We start from the raw sequence: 17,075 nt of genomic DNA on the forward strand, positions 1-17,075 counted from the left end.
GGCTGATGCAACTCTATACGATGCTGCGCCAACTCGCCGATAGCTGGATGCTGTTGTTCCTCTTCGTCTTTTTCATCGGTGTCGTGCTGTGGGTGTTCCGGCCCGGCAGTACGAAAACCTACGAGGACACGTCCAAGATCCCCTTCCGGCACGAGAACAAACCCGCCACATCCGAGGAGGCGCGGAAATGAGCAAGAAATCGCAAAAGTTCGAAGGCGATCCGAAGACCACGGGCCATAGCTGGGACGGGATCGAGGAATTCGACAATCCGATGCCCCGCTGGTGGCTGTGGACGCTATACGCCACCATTATCTGGGCTGTCGGATATACGATTGCCTATCCCGCCTGGCCGATGATCAACAGCGCGACAGCGGGGTTGTTGGGCTGGTCATCGCGCGCCGCTGTGGCCGAGCAGATTGCCGCGGTCGAAGAGGGCAATGCGTCGATCAATAACCAGTTGGTCGAAGTTGCGCTTACCTCGATTCCCGACAATGCCGAACTCGACACCTATGCGGTTTCCGCGGGCGGTGCCGTTTTTCGTACCTGGTGTGCGCAATGCCACGGTTCCGGTGCCGCCGGTGCCAAGGGTTACCCCAACCTGCTGGATGATGACTGGCTGTGGGGGGGCGACATCGAAGCGATCTACAACACGGTTGCTCATGGCATCCGCAACGAGGACGACGAGGATGCCCGTTATTCCGAAATGCCAGCCTTTGGTCGCGACGAGATTCTGGAACCCGAGCAGGTCGATCAGGTCGTGAACTATGTCATGTCGCTCTCCGGGACGCCGCAGGATGCCAGCAAGGTCGCGGCGGGCGCAGAGGTGTATGCCGACAATTGCGTTTCCTGCCACGGCGAGGACGGGACCGGCGACCGCGAACAGGGAGCGCCGAACCTGGCGGATGCGATCTGGCTCTATGGCGGCGATTACGACACGTTGACTGCCACGGTGCATGGCAGCCGCTTTGGCGTGATGCCCGCATGGACCAGCCGCCTGACCGAGGCGCAAATCCGGGCGGTTTCAGTGTATGTTCATCAGTTGGGAGGCGGCGAGTAACCGCCAGCCAGACACTCCCGAGCGGCCCTGGCAACTCGGGAGCGTGGTACCGGCCTTTCGATCTGTTCGCGCGTTTCCTGAGAGGCCGGTACCATCATAGCGCAAAACCGCAGGCCCGGGCCAGATCGGTCACGACGCAGCAAGGACATTTGATGAGATCCACGGGCCGTCGTCTTTCTAAAGCGTTTCGCGATTAACTTGAAACATCTCGCATCAACTAACGCGTTGAAATCTTTGATTTCAGGCAGCGCTAGGTGATTCAGGTTTATCGCGAAATGCTATAGCCGGTTGGTGATCGGGATGACGTGTCATAGTCAATCGCGCGTCAGCGTTTGTCGTGCTCGGGAACCGGCAGGCGCCGCAGCCACCAGTGACCTTTGGGGAGCCAGCGTCGTTTCGGTTTTGGCTTCGATCGGTTGTCGAGCTGCACGGCCGGATCGATGCGTGTCGCGGTCATGAAACTGCGGGCATAGATATCAAGCATGTCAGTCTCCTGTGTCGAGGGGTGTGCGATGCCTAAACTCTTGACGATCAGCCCGCGGTTTGCGACTCAGAAATAAAACCAATCTGTAAGTACCAATTACATATGAACTGGCTTGATCTTCCCCCCTTGTCGATGTTGCGCGCCTTTGCTGCATTTGCGCAGACCGGTTCGGTGAGCAAGGCGGGTGAAGCGTTAAATGTCAGCCACGCTGCCATCAGCCAGCATTTGCGCGGGCTAGAGGCACATCTGGACACGCGGTTGCTGGAGCGATCGGGACGAGCGCTTGTCCTGACCGAACAGGGGCAGAAGCTGGCGGATGCGCTGGTTCTCGGATTTGGAGCGATCGGCACCGCGGTTCAGGAACTTTCGGCGGCGGACGCTGCCCGTCCACTGCATATTTCGACCACCCCGACATTCGCCGCGCAATGGCTGATGCCGCGATTGCCGGGATTCCGCGCAGCCCATCCGGACATCGACCTCATGCTCGACCCGAGCGCTGCCGTCGTCGCGCTGGTGCCGGGTGGTATCGACGTGGCCCTTCGGCATGGCCAGGGCGGGTGGCCCGGATTGACGGCGGAACCCTTGTTGACGTCCTGCCTTGTCGTGGTTGCCGCGCCCTCGCTGTTGCAAGGACGGGCGGTTGCCGGTCCTAGCGATCTCGCCGATTTGCCGTGGCTCGAAGAACTGGGAACCAGCGAGGCCAGCCATTGGCTGCGTACCAAGGGAATCAATCGGGCCAATGCCGGCGGCCGGGTGCAAATGCCGGGTAATCTGCTGCTTGATGCGGTGCGGGACGGTCAGGGCGTGAGCGTCGTCGTGCGCGACTTCGTCGAATCCGACCTGCGGGCCGGACGGTTGGTCGAACTGTTCCGTGAAAAGCCGTCTGCCTATTACATCGTCACGCGTCCGGGCGTGCTGCGCCCGCATGCAATGGCGTTTGTGCGTTGGTTGCGACGTCAGAGAGCCGATGGTCAAAAGACGTCGATGCCCGAAACCTGAATGTCCCGCTGGCAGTGACATACTGCCACGATGCGAAAGCAGGGCCACCCATTATACTATAATATGAATGCCCGATGCGCTTTTTGACCCATGTCAAAGCCTGCATCTGCGGCATCTTTACAAGGCCAAGGAACAAGGCCCAGAATCGGAGCGAGTCCGTGAGCAAATCCGAACCAGCACCCAGCCTATATGCCCCGCGCGAGCCGATCTTTCCCAAGCGGGTGTCAGGGCCGTTTCGCAATCTGAAATGGATCATCATGGCGGTGACCCTGGGCATCTACTATGCGCTGCCCTGGATTCGTTGGGACCGTGGATCGAACCTGCCGGATCAGGCGGTGTTGCTCGATCTCGCGAACCGCCGGTTCTATTTCTTCTGGATCGAGATCTGGCCGCACGAGTTCTATTTTGTCGCGGGCCTTCTGATCATGGCCGGGCTGGGATTGTTCCTGTTCACTTCGGCACTGGGCCGGGTCTGGTGCGGCTATGCCTGTCCGCAGACCGTCTGGACGGACCTTTTCATCCTCGTCGAGCGCTGGATCGAAGGCGACCGCAATGCGAGGCTGCGACTGCATCGCCAGAAAAAGATGGATTTCCGAAAATTCCGCCTGCGCGTGACCAAGTGGATCGCCTGGCTGTTGATCGGTCTCGCCACCGGTGGCGCCTGGGTTTTCTATTTCGCCGATGCGCCGACGCTCCTGCGGGATCTCGTGACGCTGAATGCGCATCCCGTGGCCTATACGACGATGGCGATCCTGACCGCGACCACCTTCTTTTTCGGTGGTTTCGCGCGTGAACAAATCTGTATCTATGCTTGTCCGTGGCCGCGCATCCAGGCGGCGATGATGGACGAGGACACGCTGGTCGTCGGGTATCGCGAATGGCGTGGCGAGCCGCGCAAGCATTCGGAAGCGGCCAAGGCGGGCGAACCGCAGGGCGATTGCATCGATTGCATGGCCTGCGTGAATGTCTGCCCGGTGGGTATTGATATTCGTGACGGGCAGCAACTGGAGTGCATCACCTGCGCCCTGTGTATCGATGCCTGCGATGACATCATGGCCAAGATCGGCAAGCCGCGTGGCCTGATCGACTACATGGCCCTGTCCGATGAAACGCTCGAACGCGGCGGTGCCGCGCCAAGAAGCGTGTGGAAGCATATTCTGCGCCCGCGCACGCTCATGTACACGGGTTTGTGGTCGCTGGTGGGTGTCGGGCTGCTTTTTGCCCTGTTCATCCGTCAGGATATCGAGATGACGGTGGCCCCGATCCGCAACCCGACCTTTGTGACGCTGTCCGACGGATCGATCCGCAACACCTATGACGTGCGCCTGCGCAACAAGAACGGCGATGACCGCCAGTTCCAGCTTTCGGTCACCGGTGATCCGACGTTGCGCATTCAACTGGAAGGCGTTCCAGAAGACACCGTACCGGTTCCGGCTGACACGGCGCTTCTGCAACGGGTATATGTGGTCTCACCGCAAGAGTCGGGCCCGTCCACGTCGGGCAATACGGATATCCGCTTCTGGGTCGAGGACCTGAGCAATGGGGATCGCGCCTATCGCGACAGTACGTTCAACGGCAAGGAGAACTAGGCCATGGCGCAGCGCGAATTTACCGGCAAGCATGCCGCAGCATTGTTCATCGGCGCATTTGCAGTGATTATCGGCGTGAATATCGCGTTGGCCTGGAATGCGGTGCGCACGTTTCCGGGGCTTGAGGTCAGCAATGCCTACGTGGCCAGCCAGCAGTTCAACACGCGACTGGCGGCCCAGCAATCTCTGGGCTGGACGGTTCACGCGGACGCGCGCGATGGCCAGGTCTTTCTGTCGATTACCGATCGCGATGGCGCGCCGGTCGAGGTTGCCAAACTGTCGGCCGTGGTCGGGCGGGCGACGCAGATCAAGGACGACATCGAGCCAGCCTTCGAATTCGACGGAACATCCTATGTCGCGTCCGCCGATCTTGCCAAGGGAAACTGGAACATCCGGATGGTGGCCTGGGCGGATGACGGGACAGAGTTCACCCAACGTGTGATCCTGCACGTCCGGGGATAACGTGGCATGACGGCTGAACTGCGCCCTCCCTCTGCCGCTGCGTGCCCCGGCTGCCTTGTCGCTCCGGCGGACGCGGTGGACGTGGCCAGGAAGGATGCCCGCATCGCACTGTCGTTGCCGGGCATTCATTGCCAGGCCTGTATCTCGGCGGTCGAACGCGGACTGAACGCCCACCCCGGTGTCAGGGACGCGCGCGTCAACCTGACCCTGAAGCGGGCGATGATCGAAGCAGATGACGGGGTGGCCGCCGCCGACCTGATCCCGGTGCTGGCCGATCTGGGATATGAGGCGCATGAGCTGGACCCGGGTGCGCTCAGCGCGACGCAATCGGACAAGGCGGGTCGCGAGCTGTTGATCAGGCTTGCGGTGGCCGGGTTCGCGTCGATGAACGTGATGCTCTTGTCGGTTTCGGTCTGGTCCGGTGCGACGGACGCGACACGCGACATGTTTCACTGGATCTCGGCCTTCATCACCCTGCCGGCCATCGCATATGCGGCGCAACCGTTTTTTCGCAATGCCTGGGAGGCGGTGTCGGTGCGCCGGCTGAACATGGATGTGCCAATCGTGCTGGCCATCGTTCTGGCTTTGGCGACATCGCTCTGGGAAACCTCGCTTTCAGGTGAACATGCCTATTTCGATGCGGCCTTGACGCTGACGTTTTTCCTGCTGGCGGGGCGCTATCTCGACTATCGGACCCGCGCTGTCGCGCGCTCGGCGGCGCAAGAGCTTGCAGCGCTGGAGGTGCCACGGGCGATCCGGATGGTGAACGGAGCAGAGCAGGAGATTGCAGTGGCCGAACTGGCCGTCGGTGATCTGGTGCTCGTCCGTCCCGGCGGGCGCATGCCCGTTGACGGCGTTGTGACCCAAGGAAGCTCCGAGCTGGACCGTTCCCTGCTGACCGGTGAGACCGTTCCGATTTTTGCCGAGCCGGGGCAGGGAGTGAGCGCGGGCGAGGTGAACCTGACCGGGCCGCTTGTCATCCGGGCCAGCGCGGTTGGTCAGGATACGTCGCTGCATCGTATGGCCGATCTCGTGGCCATCGCGGAATCCGGGCGCTCCCGCTATACGTCGCTCGCGGATGCGGCGGCCAAGCTCTATGCGCCGGGCGTGCATATCCTGTCTGCGCTCAGCTTTCTGGGCTGGTATCTGTGGTCCGGGGACGTGCGGGTTGCTTTGAATATCGCGGCGGCGGTGCTGATCATCACCTGCCCCTGCGCGCTTGGGTTGGCGGTTCCGGCGGTCACCACGGCGGCGTCGGGGCGGTTGTTCAAGAAAGGCATGCTGATCAAGCACGCGACCGCCCTGGAGCGGCTCGCGCAGGTGGATACGGTCGTCTTCGACAAAACCGGAACGCTGACAGCCGGGACGCCGGAAACCAGCAACATGGGTGACTTTTCGCGCCGCGATCTCGAGATCGCCCACGCGCTGGCCGCAGCGTCGGCGCATCCGCTATCCATTGCCTTGAACCGGGCTACGCGAGAGGCCGGGATCAAGCCAGCCCGGGTGCAGAACGTCGTCGAGGTGCCGGGATATGGTATCGAAGGCGTGTGGCACGGCCAGCGCGTGCGCCTGGGGCGTGCAGCCTGGGTTGGGGCGCGGCAGGGGGGCCGGACGGCTGTCTGGCTCGCCGTCGGAGACGCACCGCCGCAAGCGTTCCTGTTCACCGATGCGCTGCGGCCGGGGGCGGCGGAGGCGGTCCGGGCGCTTTACGATGCCGGTATGGATGTCATGTTGATATCGGGGGATTCGTCTGGCGCGGTCAGGGCTCTGGCCGAGCGGCTGGGTATCGGACATTGGGAGGCCGAAGCCTTGCCGCAGGACAAGGCGGCGCGGATCGCGGCACTTGGCGCGGCCGATCACAAGGTCCTGATGGTGGGGGACGGGCTTAACGACACGGCGGCGCTGGCGGCGGCGGATGTCTCGATTTCTCCGGCCAGCGCGCTGGACGCCGCCCGCGTGGCATCGGATATCGTGCTTCTGGGGCAGGACCTGTCGCCGATCGCGGAAGCCTGCGATGTCGCGAAAAAGGCAACGCGGCGCATTCGCGAGAATTTCAGGATCGCCACGGTCTATAACGTGATCGCGGTTCCTCTCGCGGTCGCCGGTCTGGCCACGCCGCTGATCGCGGCGCTGGCAATGTCGGCCAGTTCGATTACCGTATCGCTGAACGCGCTGCGTCTGAGGTGAAACAATGACGATCCTGACCTATCTCATACCGATCTCGCTGACACTCGGGGCCGTTGGCCTCGCGGCCTTTGTCTATACGGTACGCTCGAACCAGTATGACGACCCGGAAGGCGACAGCCGCCGGATTCTGTCGGATGAATGGGACGATCACCCGAAACCGTGAGTTGGTGAACGTCCGGGCGGGGCATCGAACCCCGCCCGGACGTGTTGCCACGGATATCCGGCGAGCACGGCGTTCTTTTCCGCGAGGTCGGTTTTGTGCGGATTTGGGTCGGATGGATTTGGCGCGAACCGCGCCGGACAGGCATAAACCCATCAGAACAACACTCGATCCGGGAGAGGTCCGATGAAGACGCATGTCAAAGCTTTGGTAGTGGGTGGTGGCGCCGTCGGAACGTCGATTGCCTATCATCTCGCAAAGGCCGGCTGGCAGGATGTCATGCTGCTTGAGCGGGATGAGCTGACCTCTGGTTCGACCTGGCATGCGGCAGGGCTCTTGCCGTTGTTCAACATGTCCTATGCCACGACCCACATCCACAAGTATTCGGTCGATTTCTACAAGACGCTCGAAGAGGAAACCGGGCTGAATGCCGGGTTTGCCGTGGTAGGCAACCTCCGCATGGCGCAGACGCAGGAGCGCATGGACGAGTACATGCTCTATGCCAGCACCGCCGAAACCTGCGATGTGCCCTATGTGTTTCTGACCCCCGAGGAGATCAAGGACCGCTGGCCCCTGATCCGTACCGAAGATCTGAAGGGCGCGCTCTACCACCACACCGACGGGTACATCAACCCGGCCGACGTGACCATGGCGATGGCCAAGGGCGCGCGGCAGCGCGGTGTGATGATCGAACGGAAATGGCAGGCGGATGCGTTTCACTGGACCGGCGATGCGTGGGAGGTGACCGCCACCAGGATGGTCGAGAAGGGGGGCAATCTGGTTCCATCCGAGGAGCAGATCGTCATCACCGCCGAGCATGTCGTCACCGCGTCCGGCAACCACGCGCAACGCACCGCAAGGATGCTTGGTATCAAGATGCCGGCAATCCCGGTCGAGCACCAGTTCATCGTGATGGATCAGGACCCTGAACTGGTCGAGTTCCGCAAGGATCACCCCGAGCACCCGGTTATCCGGGATGCCGACGCGCAAAGCTATGTGCGCGAGGAACGGGGCGGCTGGATCCTGGGGGTTTACGAAAAGAACGCCCCGGCACGGTTCGAATATGGCGTGCCGGACAGTTTCCGCGCCGACCTGTTCCAGCTCGATCTCGACCGGATCGAAGAGCAGTACATGGCGATGAACCACCGGATGCCGAGCGCCGAGAATTGCGGTCTCAAGGACGATTTCAACGGTCCGATCTGTTACACGCCCGATGGCAATCCGCTGGTCGGCCCGGCACCCGGCCTGCGCAACATGTGGCTGGCCGAAGGTTTCAGCTTTGGCATCACGGCGGCCGGGGGCACAGGTCACTATCTGGCGCAGATGATGGTCGAGGGCGAGGCCGAGATCGATATGGCGAGCCTCGATCCCAAGCGCTATGGCGACTGGATGACCACCGAGTTTGCCGCGCGCAAGAACGAGGAATGCTACGACCACGTCTATATCCTGCATCATCCGGACGAAGAGCGCCCGGCCTGCCGCCCGTTGCGCACGGCACCGGCCTATGACCGGCAAAAGGCGTTGGGGGCGCAGTTCGGGTTTGTCAACGGCTGGGAACGGCCGAACTATTACGGGCCGCTGGATGCGCCGGACAACTTTGATCACGATAGCCGCTCGTTCCGGCGCGGTGGTTGGTGGCGATACGCGGTCGAGGAAGCCCGGGCCGTGCGCGAGGGGGTCGGGCTGATCGATGCGACCGCCTTCACCAAGCACGTGGTCAAGGGGCCGGGTGCGACCGCGTTCCTTGACTGGTTCACTTGCAACAGGTTGCCCGGCGTGGGGCGGATCAACCTGACCTATGCCCTCACGGCGGCGGGCACCACCCGGACCGAATACACCATCGTGCGGCTGGGCCAGGATGAATATTACCTCGTTTCCGCCGGCGCCTGGACCGCCTATGACGCGGATTTCCTGCGCAAGGCGGCCGAGGACAAGATGGGGGAGTTCGGCTATATCGAGATCCAGGACGTGACCAGCCAATGGGGCGTTCTTGCCATTGCCGGGCCGAAATCGCGCGATGTTCTGAATGAAATCGTCAGGGATGCCGACCCTGCGACCGTGCTGGGAAACAAGCGGTTTCCGTGGCTGTCGATGCGCAATATCGAGCTTGGAATGTGCCCGGTCCGCGCGATTCGTGTGGCCTATACCGGCGAGCTGGGCTGGGAGCTGCACCATCCGATCGAGATGCAGAATTATCTGTGGGATCACCTGATGGCCGCGGGCGCGAAACACGGCATGAAGCTGGTTGGCGCGCGGGCGCAAAACTGGTTGAGGCAGGAAAAATCGTACCGTGCGTTCGGGACGGAACTCGGCCGTGATGCGACGCCTCTTGAGGCGGACCTGCCGCGCTTTGTCGATCTGTCCAAGGCGTTTCACGGCAAGGCGGAGATGCAGGCCAAGGGTATTCGCAGCACCTGTGTCACGTTGCTGATCGACGGGCCCGGCGATGCCGATCCCTGGGGCCGCGAGGCGCTTTATCATGGGGACAAGCGGGTTGGTCGTCTGACCTCGGGGGGCTATTCGGTTGTCTTTGAAAAGAGCATCGGCATGGGCTATGTCTCGCCTGAGTTGGCGGTCCCGGGAACCCGGCTGAAGGTCAGGATGCTGGATCAGCTTTGGGATGCCGAGATCGTGGAGGACAGCCCATATGACCCCAAAAACGAGGGTATCCGCAAAGACGCCTGAGCCGCGCCGCATTTCGCTGCTCTGGCTGGTCCTGATCGCCGTGCTCGCATTGGGCGCGGCGGTATTTCATCGGCACAATCCGCTGTCACAGCAGGCACAGGGCTACGCTGCGACGGTTTCGGCCGCAAGCGCCGCCACCTATGTGACGCTGCGCATGTTGAACGCGGCCCTGTCAACCGCGCAGGAGGTCGAGGTCGGGGCATCGCTCGGCTTCTCGGGTACGGTTCAGCCGGGTAAGATGCTTGAACCGGTGGACGACACGATCGAGCGGATTGCAGGGGTGGTCTTTGCACTGATGCTGGTGACGGGTGTGCTCGCGGTCGCGATGGGGCCGGTCGGTGCGGTGGGTGCGGCGATGATCGCAGGCGCTTCGGCACTCTGGATTGCCGATCGTCTGCTGGGGCCGCGCGACGTGATATCGATGCTGTCGCGACGGTTGGTGTGGTATGGCTTATTCTTTCTGCTGGCGCTGCCGGGGGCTTTTGTGCTGACCGATCTGCTGGCGAATAGGTTCACCGGCGATGTCATGATGCGCCATCAGGCGATCATTGCAGAGATTACCGATACGGTAGAGGTCGATCCGGCTTTGGCGCGGGATCAGGGCTGGTGGGATCGGCTGACCGAGGGCATGTCCGAGGTTGACCGGTATCGCGAACTGGCCAGCAACATCTGGTCGCGGGCCGACGAATTGATCGCGAGCTATCTTGCGTTGCTGTCGGTCTACATATTTCAGATCTTCGTTCTGCCGGCCTTGCTGGTTGGCGCCTTCTTCATCCTGGCGCGGTTCTTTGCCAGCCGCGCCTAAACAGGCTTTTGCAGGATGATCGACAGGTTGTTCGCCGGCATTTCGATGATCTCAAGCGGCGACAATCCAGCGGCCTGGCTCCAGTCGAGCACATCGAAATCGTCCTTGTAGCCAGTCTCGGGATCGGTGGCGCGCAGGCTGGCGTGAAACCGTTCGTCGCCTTCGCTGGTCAGTTCCCCGCCCCGCATGAACGGCCCGTAAATGACGAAACGGCCACCGGGGAGGAGCGCTTGCGCGGCTTCGGTGATCAGTGTGCGCACTTCGCCGGAACTGATCAGATGCAACAGGTTCACGAGCACGATCAGCGATTGCCCGCCATAGTCTGCCGCCCAGCCGGGCATGGCCGCATCCAGATCGCGGGCGGCAAGCAGGTTGGTCAATCCGGTCTCGGCTGCATGGGCATCGATACTGGCGCGTCGCGTGGGATCGGGATCGGTCGGTTGCCATGTCAGGCCGGGCAGACGTTCGGCAAAGGCGACGACATGCTGGCCGGTGCCACTGGCGATTTCGAGCGCAAGACCGGTTTGCGGCGCCACACGGGCCAGCAGGTCGGAAATGGGTTGGCGGTTGCGTTCCGCCGACGGCGCGCTGAGCCGTGCGCCCTCGATCGGGTTGGCGATGCTGGCGGAACCGGGGACATTGCGGATCATTTGCGGAGCCTGCCCGGAGTCAGTTCGGCAACAATGTCGGCATCCAGTTCGCTGCTCTTGCCGGTGACGAGGTCCGCGAGCAGTTGCGACGCCGCCGGCGCGGTCTGGAAACCATAGCCGCCCTGACCTGCGCACCAGATGAAATCAGGTTGCAAGGGATCGGGGCCGAGGACCAGCGCCCGGTCGGGGGCAAAGCTGCGCAGCCCCGCCCAATTGGTCTCGACCCGTGTAACCGGTTCCGTGACCATCTCTTCATAGCGGGCCAGCCCTTCGGCAAGCACCATGTCATCGGCAAAAGCGCCGTGGGGATGCGTGGCATCCTCGTCCGCCGGAGAGACCAGCAACTTGCCCGCATCCGGCTTGGCGTACCAGCTCTCAGCGACACCCATCAGCATCGGCCAGCCTGTCACGTCATGCCCGCCGGGCGCGGGCAGTCGGGCCATGGATCGCCGGTATGGGGTGATGCCAATCGTCGCGATCCCTGCCAGTGCGGCAATTTCGTCGGCCCAGGCTCCGGCGGCGTTGACGAGGTTGTGCGCGGTGTGTGTGCCACCGGCGGTGGCCACCTGCCAGCCACTATCGCCGCGGTGGATGCCACTTGCCCGGGCACCGGTCAGCACGGCTCCGCCATTGGCGCGAATGAGGCGGGCGAAATCCTGCAACATGCGGTCGGTGTCGATATCGAGCGCTGCCTCGTGATGCGCGGCAAAGGAGACGGTATCGGGGTTGACGATCGGCACGATGGACCGGGCCTGCTCAACCGATATTGGAACAAGACCGAGTTCCTCGACATCCTGGGCAAATGCGGCCTCTTGCGACGCCCCAGCGACCAGAAGCAGCCCCCTTGGGGTCAGATACCCGCCATTGGCACTGCGATGGTATTCGCCACTGGCAACGCTGAGCGCAACGACAGCCGGCTTGCCGTAATTCGGCTCGTAGAGTGCCGCAGAGCGCCCGGAGGCATGATATCCCAATGCATCCTCGGCCTCGAGAACCGTCACGGTTCCGTGGGCCGACAGGCGCGCGCCCGCGCTCAGCCCGGCGATGCCTCCGCCTATGACGACAAAATCATTCATCTTGCGCTCTCGCATTCCTGTGTTGATCGGAACCCGTCGGGTCCCGGATGTGTCATGACATGACAGCGCAGGATCGGAAAGGGTCGTCGGGATTTGCGCGACAAAGCGGGTTCTGAAGTCTCATGGCATCGTCGATGCCCAAGCCATCAATCACGAGCGGATCGGATTTGGGAGATCACCCCGCCAGCGGGACCGGCCCGGTCCCGCTCCATGCGGCGAGCCTGCGAACATTGCTCTTGTCGGCAACATCGCCACTGATCTAAAGCCACCGATCCTGACGGCTGGCGGCGAACAATCAACCAAAGGGTTGAATATGGGAAAGGCCGGTGAAACTGCTCTGTCTGAATGCGTGGCCGCGCCGCGCCGGGCGCGATCTGATATTTAGTTATTTTATATCAATGCTTTGCAGAGAAATGGGGCGATGCAATGTCGCAATTGACTCTGGCCTGCCCGCACCGTAGCACCTACGCAGACAAAACGTGAGGGACACCCCGGTGATCGACAAGGACCAAAGGCAGCGTTTGGCGCAGCTTGAGGCCCGGATCGAAGCGGCCAAGAAGGCCAAGCCGGAGAAGTCGCACAAAGAAGAACACTATTCACAGGCACAATTGGCCTGGCGCATGGTGATAGAACTTGTTGCCGGTCTCGGGATCGGTTTCGGGATGGGGTACGGGCTGGATCGCCTGTTCGGTACGATACCGATCTTCCTCGTCCTGTTCACATTTCTGGGCCTTGCCGCCGGTATCAAGACGATGCTGCGCAGCGCGCAAGAAATCCAGGACAGGAAAATGGCCCAAGAGGCCGCGACGAAAGACGAAGGGGACTGAACCTTGGCAAGCGAAGCGACAGGTGCAGAACAAGGTGCCGAAGGTGGCAGCCTGGTATTCCACCCGATGGACCAGTTCATCGTTAAGCCGCTGTTTGGCGGCGATACGGTCGCGTGGTACACCCCGACGAATGTGACGCTGTGGATGGCGCTCGCCGTGGTGGCGGTCATCGCGCTCCTCGTTCTGGGTACCAGCAAGCGTGGCATCGTGCCGTCGCGCAGCCAGTCGGTTGCCGAACTGGCCTATGGTTTCGTCTACAAGATGGTCGAGGACGTGACCGGCAAGGACGGTATCAAGTATTTCCCCTATATCATGACGCTGTTCATGTTCATCGTCTGCTCGAACTTCCTGGGTCTGATCCCGGCATCATTCACCACGACCAGCCATATCGCGGTCACGTCGATCATGGGCTTCGGCGTGTTCTTCGCAGTCACCATTCTGGGTTTTGTCAAGAATGGCTCGGCTTTCCTCGGTCTGTTCTGGGTATCGAGCGCGCCGCTCGCGTTGCGCCCGATCCTGGCGATCATCGAACTGATCTCTTATTTCGTGCGCCCCGTCAGCCATTCCATCCGTCTTGCCGGTAACATGATGGCCGGTCACGCGGTTCTGAAGGTGTTCGCGGGCTTTGCGCAGGTCACGGCGATCGCGCCCGTTGCGATCCTGAGTGTCACCGCGATCTATGGTCTCGAACTGCTCGTGGCGTTCATTCAGGCCTACGTCTTCACCATCCTGACTTGCGTGTATCTCAAGGATGCACTGCACCCGAGCCACTAATCACATATCGCGGGGGAAGCCCCGCGTTCACCTTATCCCACAATTCCATCGTAAGGAGAAAATCATGGAAGGCGATATCGCACAACTGGGTCAATTCATCGGTGCCGGCCTGGCCGCAATCGGTTCGGGCGCTGCAGCAATCGGTGTGGGCCACGTGGCCGGCAACTTCCTGGCCGGTGCCCTGCGCAACCCGTCGGCCGCCGCATCGCAGACCGCAACGCTGTTCATCGGCATCGCGTTTGCCGAAGCTCTGGGGATCTTCTCGTTCCTCGTCGCGCTGCTGTTGATGTTCGCCGTCTAAACCTGCGGAACCGAAATCCTTACGGTCGGGCGGCGCGTGATGCGCGCTGCCCGATGTAACGGCTGGTTTCCAAGGAGAACGACATGGCAACCGAAACAACAGCAGGCGGGCACGTCGAACCGGTCTACCAGGAAGTCGCTGGCATGTGCACCGATTCCAATGGCGGTGCCATCGGAATGCCCCAGCTCTGCTTTGACTGGTTCCCTAACCAGATTTTCTGGCTGGTGGTCACGCTGGTCGTGATCTTTTTGGTGCTGTCGCGCGTGGCGCTCCCGCGCATTTCGGCGATTCTTGCCGAACGTCAGGGCACCATCACCAATGATCTCGCCGCTGCCGAAGATCTGAAGGCCAAGGCGACCGAAGCCGAAGAAGCCTATAACAAGGCGCTGGCGGATGCCCGTACCGAGGCACAGGCCATTGTCGCGAAGGCGCGGGCCGAGATCCAGGCAGATCTGGATGTCGCCATTGAAAAGGCCGATGCCGAGATCGCGGCCCGATCCGCAGAATCCGAAAAGGCGATTGCCGAGATCCGCGCGGGTGCGTTGGAGAACGTCAAGATCGTTGCGACGGACACGGCCGCCGAAATCGTCACGGCACTGGGTGGTCAGGCCGATGCGGACGCCATTCAGACCGCCGTCGCAAGCCAGATGAAAGGATAAGAGATATGCGCAACATCATTGCCCTTGTCCTGACTTTCGGGGCGGCTGGTCCTGCGCTGGCGGCCGGTGACTCGTTCTTTTCGCTCGAAAACACGAACTTTGTCGTTCTTCTGGCCTTCCTGCTCTTCATCGGCATTCTGTTCTACATGAAAGTGCCCGGTAAGCTGGGCGGCATGCTGGACAGCCGGGCGGAAGGCATCAAGTCAGAACTCGACGAGGCCCGGGCCCTGCGTGAAGAGGCCCAGACCATTCTGGCCTCCTACGAGCGCAAGCAGAAGGAAGTCCAGGAACAGGCCGACCGCATCGTGACATCCGCGCGCGAAGAAGCTGCGAAAGCGGCGGAGCAGGCCAAGGCGGACCTTAAGCTTTCGATCGAGCGCCGCATCGCGGCAGCGGAAGATCAGATCGCATCTGCAGAAGCATCGGCGGTCAAGGACGTACGCGACCAGGCCGTGCTCATCGCTGTCGCCACAGCGCGCGAGGTGATCGCCAAGCAGATGACCGCCGCGGAAGGCAACAAGCTGATCGACAGCGCCATCGCCGAGGTGGATGCAAAGCTGCATTAGGCCAGCTATCAACAGAGATCGCAGGAGCCCCGGTTGTCGAAGGCGCCGGGGCTTTCATTTTGCCCGTTGGAATTGCCAATGCGGGGATGGTTGTCTAGTCTTCGCAAGACTTTGTCCCGACCTATACACGCGAACCCACAATCATGACCGTTGCTCCTGTCTGCGTTTTCGCGTTTCGGCGTCCCGAACACACACGCCGAACACTGAACGCGCTTGCAGCGTCGCCTCTGGCAGATCAGACTCCGCTCACCGTATTCGTGGATGGGCCGCGGAACCAGGACGATGTGGACCCGGTTCGGCAGGTGGTTGATATCGCCAAGGCTCAGACCGGATTTGCCAGTGTGAACGTTCTTGCGCGTCGTGAAAATGCTGGGTTGGCAACATCCATTCAGGACGGCGTAAGTCGCATGATGTGCGATCATGGGCGTGCTATCGTTGTCGAGGATGATATCGTGACCTCTCCCGCATTTCTGAGCTATATGAACGCGGCGCTGGATCGATATGCGGATACGCCGGACGTCTGGCACGTCGCCGGTTATAACGAACCCATCGCCGCCAATCGAGACCGGCGGGGCGCAACGTTCTGGCGATTCATGAGTTGCTGGGGCTGGGCGAGTTGGGCGGATCGGTGGAGCCATTTCGAACGCGATCCCGAGGAACTTATTTCGCATTTTACCGATGCGGATATTCAACGTTTCAATCTTGACGGCGCACAGGATTTCTGGGGTCAGGTGCTCGCAAACCAGCGCGGAGATATTCGGACATGGGCGGTATTTTGGTATGCAACGATTTTCCGCAACAACGGTCTCTGCCTGTCACCACATTTCTCCTACGCCGAGAACATCGGCTTTGATGGATCCGGCACTCACGGGTTCAAGATCGACGCGTTTTCACAGGAGTCGCTGAACCAGGACATGACGCCACCATTGCCTGATCTGATCGCCGAGGATGCCGTGGCGCTGGAGCGCTTGCGGGGATATTATACCTATCGGCCCAATCGGCTGCAGCGACTAAAGCGTAAGTGGGGCAGGCTTGTCGGCCGTCTCACCTGAGCTTGATTTCCAGATGTGATCGGATAGTGTCTGCTCTTGCTCGAACGACAAAAACTGTTCATTTGCGCCCTGATGACAATGTGTAATCTCGCCGACCAGTAGCTTGTCATCATCTACGTAGAAATCGACACGTACGAAACCGAAGGGGCGTGAAAGGCGTGCGGCGACGGACAGCATCTCAGACAGTACCTTTGGAGGGTCTGGCAGTGGCTTTTCAATGCCAAAAGGTGAAAGTTCGACAGGCAGTTGTGACCAGCTACAATCGAACAAAAGTCGATAATAGAACCGGCTTCGATCGTTCACGTACAGAATACATCGTGGTTCGCCGTTCCAACAAAACACCTTGAAATCGTGTACGTCCTGCCCCTCGAACAAAAGCGGTTCAACGATGAGTTTTCCCTTCAGTCTGCGGTAATTGCGTTCTCGTACAACATCATAGTAGTTTTCGCTTAGTTGCTTTGTGAGGGTGTCCCGGTCGATCTCATCACCGGGTCTTACGAATGTTACCTGGCCGCAGCCGTGCGCGGGCTTGATAACGCAGGCTCGGTCAAAAACAGCGGCTTGCACATCCTGTGGACTGCGTAGAATCGCGAGCGTGGGAACGTGACCTGCCCCCCTTCGGTCCCTCGTTCATAACGAGAGTCTGCGGGTTTGATCTTGATAATCATGGGTTTCGGTTTGGGCAAGCGCGCCGGGCGCGGAGCCCTCAAATTGCTCAAGCGCTCGGCGCGCTTGCAGTGGC

At 61.2% G+C, this 17,075-nt stretch carries 18 protein-coding genes and 1 pseudogene; 15 read left to right on the top strand and 4 right to left on the bottom strand.

Annotated elements, in window-relative coordinates:
- Positions 1 to 5 precede the first annotated feature (5 nt).
- Together AB9K34_RS12500 and ccoP are read left to right on the top strand one after the other, a co-directional pair.
- A complete protein-coding gene (locus tag AB9K34_RS12500) occupies positions 6 to 191 on the top strand; it encodes a cbb3-type cytochrome oxidase subunit 3 (protein ID WP_369954763.1) in 186 nt (61 codons plus the stop codon).
- On the top strand, positions 188 to 1,057 hold the full coding sequence (gene ccoP / locus AB9K34_RS12505) for a cytochrome-c oxidase, cbb3-type subunit III (RefSeq protein ID WP_369954764.1): 870 nt from the start codon (positions 188 to 190) through the stop codon (positions 1,055 to 1,057). The genes AB9K34_RS12500 and ccoP overlap by 4 nt, the downstream gene beginning before the upstream one ends.
- 325 nt (positions 1,058 to 1,382) lie before the next feature.
- Here the strand turns inward: ccoP and AB9K34_RS12510 are convergent, their stop codons facing one another.
- Positions 1,383 to 1,541 (bottom strand): hypothetical protein, encoded by a 159-nt coding sequence (locus AB9K34_RS12510; protein WP_369954765.1) that lies wholly within the window; start codon positions 1,539 to 1,541, stop codon positions 1,383 to 1,385.
- A gap of 102 nt (positions 1,542 to 1,643) precedes the next feature.
- Here AB9K34_RS12510 and AB9K34_RS12515 point away from each other — a divergent pair, with 102 nt between their 5' ends.
- The 7 genes from AB9K34_RS12515 to AB9K34_RS12545 all read left to right on the top strand — a co-directional run bounded on the left by AB9K34_RS12515 (position 1,644) and on the right by AB9K34_RS12545 (position 10,428).
- Entirely contained in the window at positions 1,644 to 2,540 is an 897-nt protein-coding gene (locus AB9K34_RS12515) for a LysR family transcriptional regulator (RefSeq protein ID WP_369954766.1), read from the top strand.
- A 158-nt stretch (positions 2,541 to 2,698) separates the two neighbouring features.
- Entirely contained in the window at positions 2,699 to 4,129 is a 1,431-nt protein-coding gene (gene ccoG / locus AB9K34_RS12520) for a cytochrome c oxidase accessory protein CcoG (RefSeq protein WP_369954767.1), read from the top strand.
- A 3-nt stretch (positions 4,130 to 4,132) separates the two neighbouring features.
- Positions 4,133 to 4,591, top strand: a complete 459-nt coding sequence (locus AB9K34_RS12525; protein WP_369954768.1) for a FixH family protein — start codon at positions 4,133 to 4,135, stop codon at positions 4,589 to 4,591.
- 6 nt (positions 4,592 to 4,597) lie between these two features.
- Positions 4,598 to 6,778, top strand: a complete 2,181-nt coding sequence (locus AB9K34_RS12530) for a heavy metal translocating P-type ATPase (RefSeq protein ID WP_369954769.1) — start codon at positions 4,598 to 4,600, stop codon at positions 6,776 to 6,778.
- Between the two features lie 4 nt (positions 6,779 to 6,782).
- Positions 6,783 to 6,941, top strand: coding sequence for a cbb3-type cytochrome oxidase assembly protein CcoS (gene ccoS, locus AB9K34_RS12535; protein WP_369954770.1), 159 nt, complete (start codon positions 6,783 to 6,785; stop codon positions 6,939 to 6,941).
- A 183-nt stretch (positions 6,942 to 7,124) separates the two neighbouring features.
- Positions 7,125 to 9,623 (top strand): FAD-dependent oxidoreductase, encoded by a 2,499-nt coding sequence (locus AB9K34_RS12540; protein WP_369954771.1) that lies wholly within the window; start codon positions 7,125 to 7,127, stop codon positions 9,621 to 9,623.
- Positions 9,586 to 10,428 (top strand): hypothetical protein, encoded by an 843-nt coding sequence (locus AB9K34_RS12545; protein ID WP_369954772.1) that lies wholly within the window; start codon positions 9,586 to 9,588, stop codon positions 10,426 to 10,428. Before AB9K34_RS12540 ends, AB9K34_RS12545 begins: the two co-directional genes overlap by 38 nt.
- On the opposite strand, the gene AB9K34_RS12550 is transcribed toward AB9K34_RS12545, so the two are convergent.
- Both AB9K34_RS12550 and AB9K34_RS12555 read right to left on the bottom strand, forming a co-directional pair.
- A complete protein-coding gene (locus tag AB9K34_RS12550; RefSeq protein WP_369954773.1) occupies positions 10,425 to 11,078 on the bottom strand; it encodes a DUF938 domain-containing protein in 654 nt (217 codons plus the stop codon). The genes AB9K34_RS12545 and AB9K34_RS12550 overlap by 4 nt on opposite strands.
- A complete protein-coding gene (locus tag AB9K34_RS12555; RefSeq protein ID WP_369954774.1) occupies positions 11,075 to 12,154 on the bottom strand; it encodes an NAD(P)/FAD-dependent oxidoreductase in 1,080 nt (359 codons plus the stop codon). The genes AB9K34_RS12550 and AB9K34_RS12555 overlap by 4 nt, the downstream gene beginning before the upstream one ends.
- Positions 12,155 to 12,648: 494 nt before the next feature.
- Between AB9K34_RS12555 and AB9K34_RS12560 the strand changes: the two genes are divergently transcribed.
- The 6 genes from AB9K34_RS12560 (at position 12,649) to AB9K34_RS12585 (ending at position 16,333) form a co-directional block, all read left to right on the top strand.
- Positions 12,649 to 12,981: an AtpZ/AtpI family protein gene (locus AB9K34_RS12560; protein ID WP_369954779.1), complete on the top strand. Its 333-nt coding sequence runs from the start codon at positions 12,649 to 12,651 to the stop codon at positions 12,979 to 12,981.
- A 66-nt stretch (positions 12,982 to 13,047) separates the two neighbouring features.
- Positions 13,048 to 13,755: a F0F1 ATP synthase subunit A gene (locus AB9K34_RS12565; protein ID WP_369954780.1), complete on the top strand. Its 708-nt coding sequence runs from the start codon at positions 13,048 to 13,050 to the stop codon at positions 13,753 to 13,755.
- Between the two features lie 64 nt (positions 13,756 to 13,819).
- Entirely contained in the window at positions 13,820 to 14,056 is a 237-nt protein-coding gene (locus AB9K34_RS12570) for a F0F1 ATP synthase subunit C (protein WP_368345609.1), read from the top strand.
- Positions 14,057 to 14,139: 83 nt separating this feature from the next.
- Positions 14,140 to 14,715, top strand: a complete 576-nt coding sequence (locus AB9K34_RS12575; RefSeq protein WP_369954775.1) for a F0F1 ATP synthase subunit B' — start codon at positions 14,140 to 14,142, stop codon at positions 14,713 to 14,715.
- 5 nt (positions 14,716 to 14,720) lie between these two features.
- Positions 14,721 to 15,281 (top strand): F0F1 ATP synthase subunit B, encoded by a 561-nt coding sequence (locus AB9K34_RS12580; protein WP_369954776.1) that lies wholly within the window; start codon positions 14,721 to 14,723, stop codon positions 15,279 to 15,281.
- Between the two features lie 143 nt (positions 15,282 to 15,424).
- On the top strand, positions 15,425 to 16,333 hold the full coding sequence (locus AB9K34_RS12585; protein ID WP_369954777.1) for a hypothetical protein: 909 nt from the start codon (positions 15,425 to 15,427) through the stop codon (positions 16,331 to 16,333).
- Here the strand turns inward: AB9K34_RS12585 and AB9K34_RS12590 are convergent.
- Positions 16,292 to 16,924: pseudogene (locus AB9K34_RS12590) on the bottom strand (ATP-grasp fold amidoligase family protein); the annotation flags it as partial. The gene AB9K34_RS12585 and the pseudogene AB9K34_RS12590 sit on opposite strands and share 42 nt — an antisense overlap.
- Positions 16,925 to 17,075 lie beyond the last annotated feature (151 nt).

Origin of the sequence: Sedimentitalea sp. XS_ASV28 (assembly GCF_041224545.1) — a bacterium.
Classification (GTDB): Bacteria; Pseudomonadota; Alphaproteobacteria; order Rhodobacterales; family Rhodobacteraceae; genus Sedimentitalea.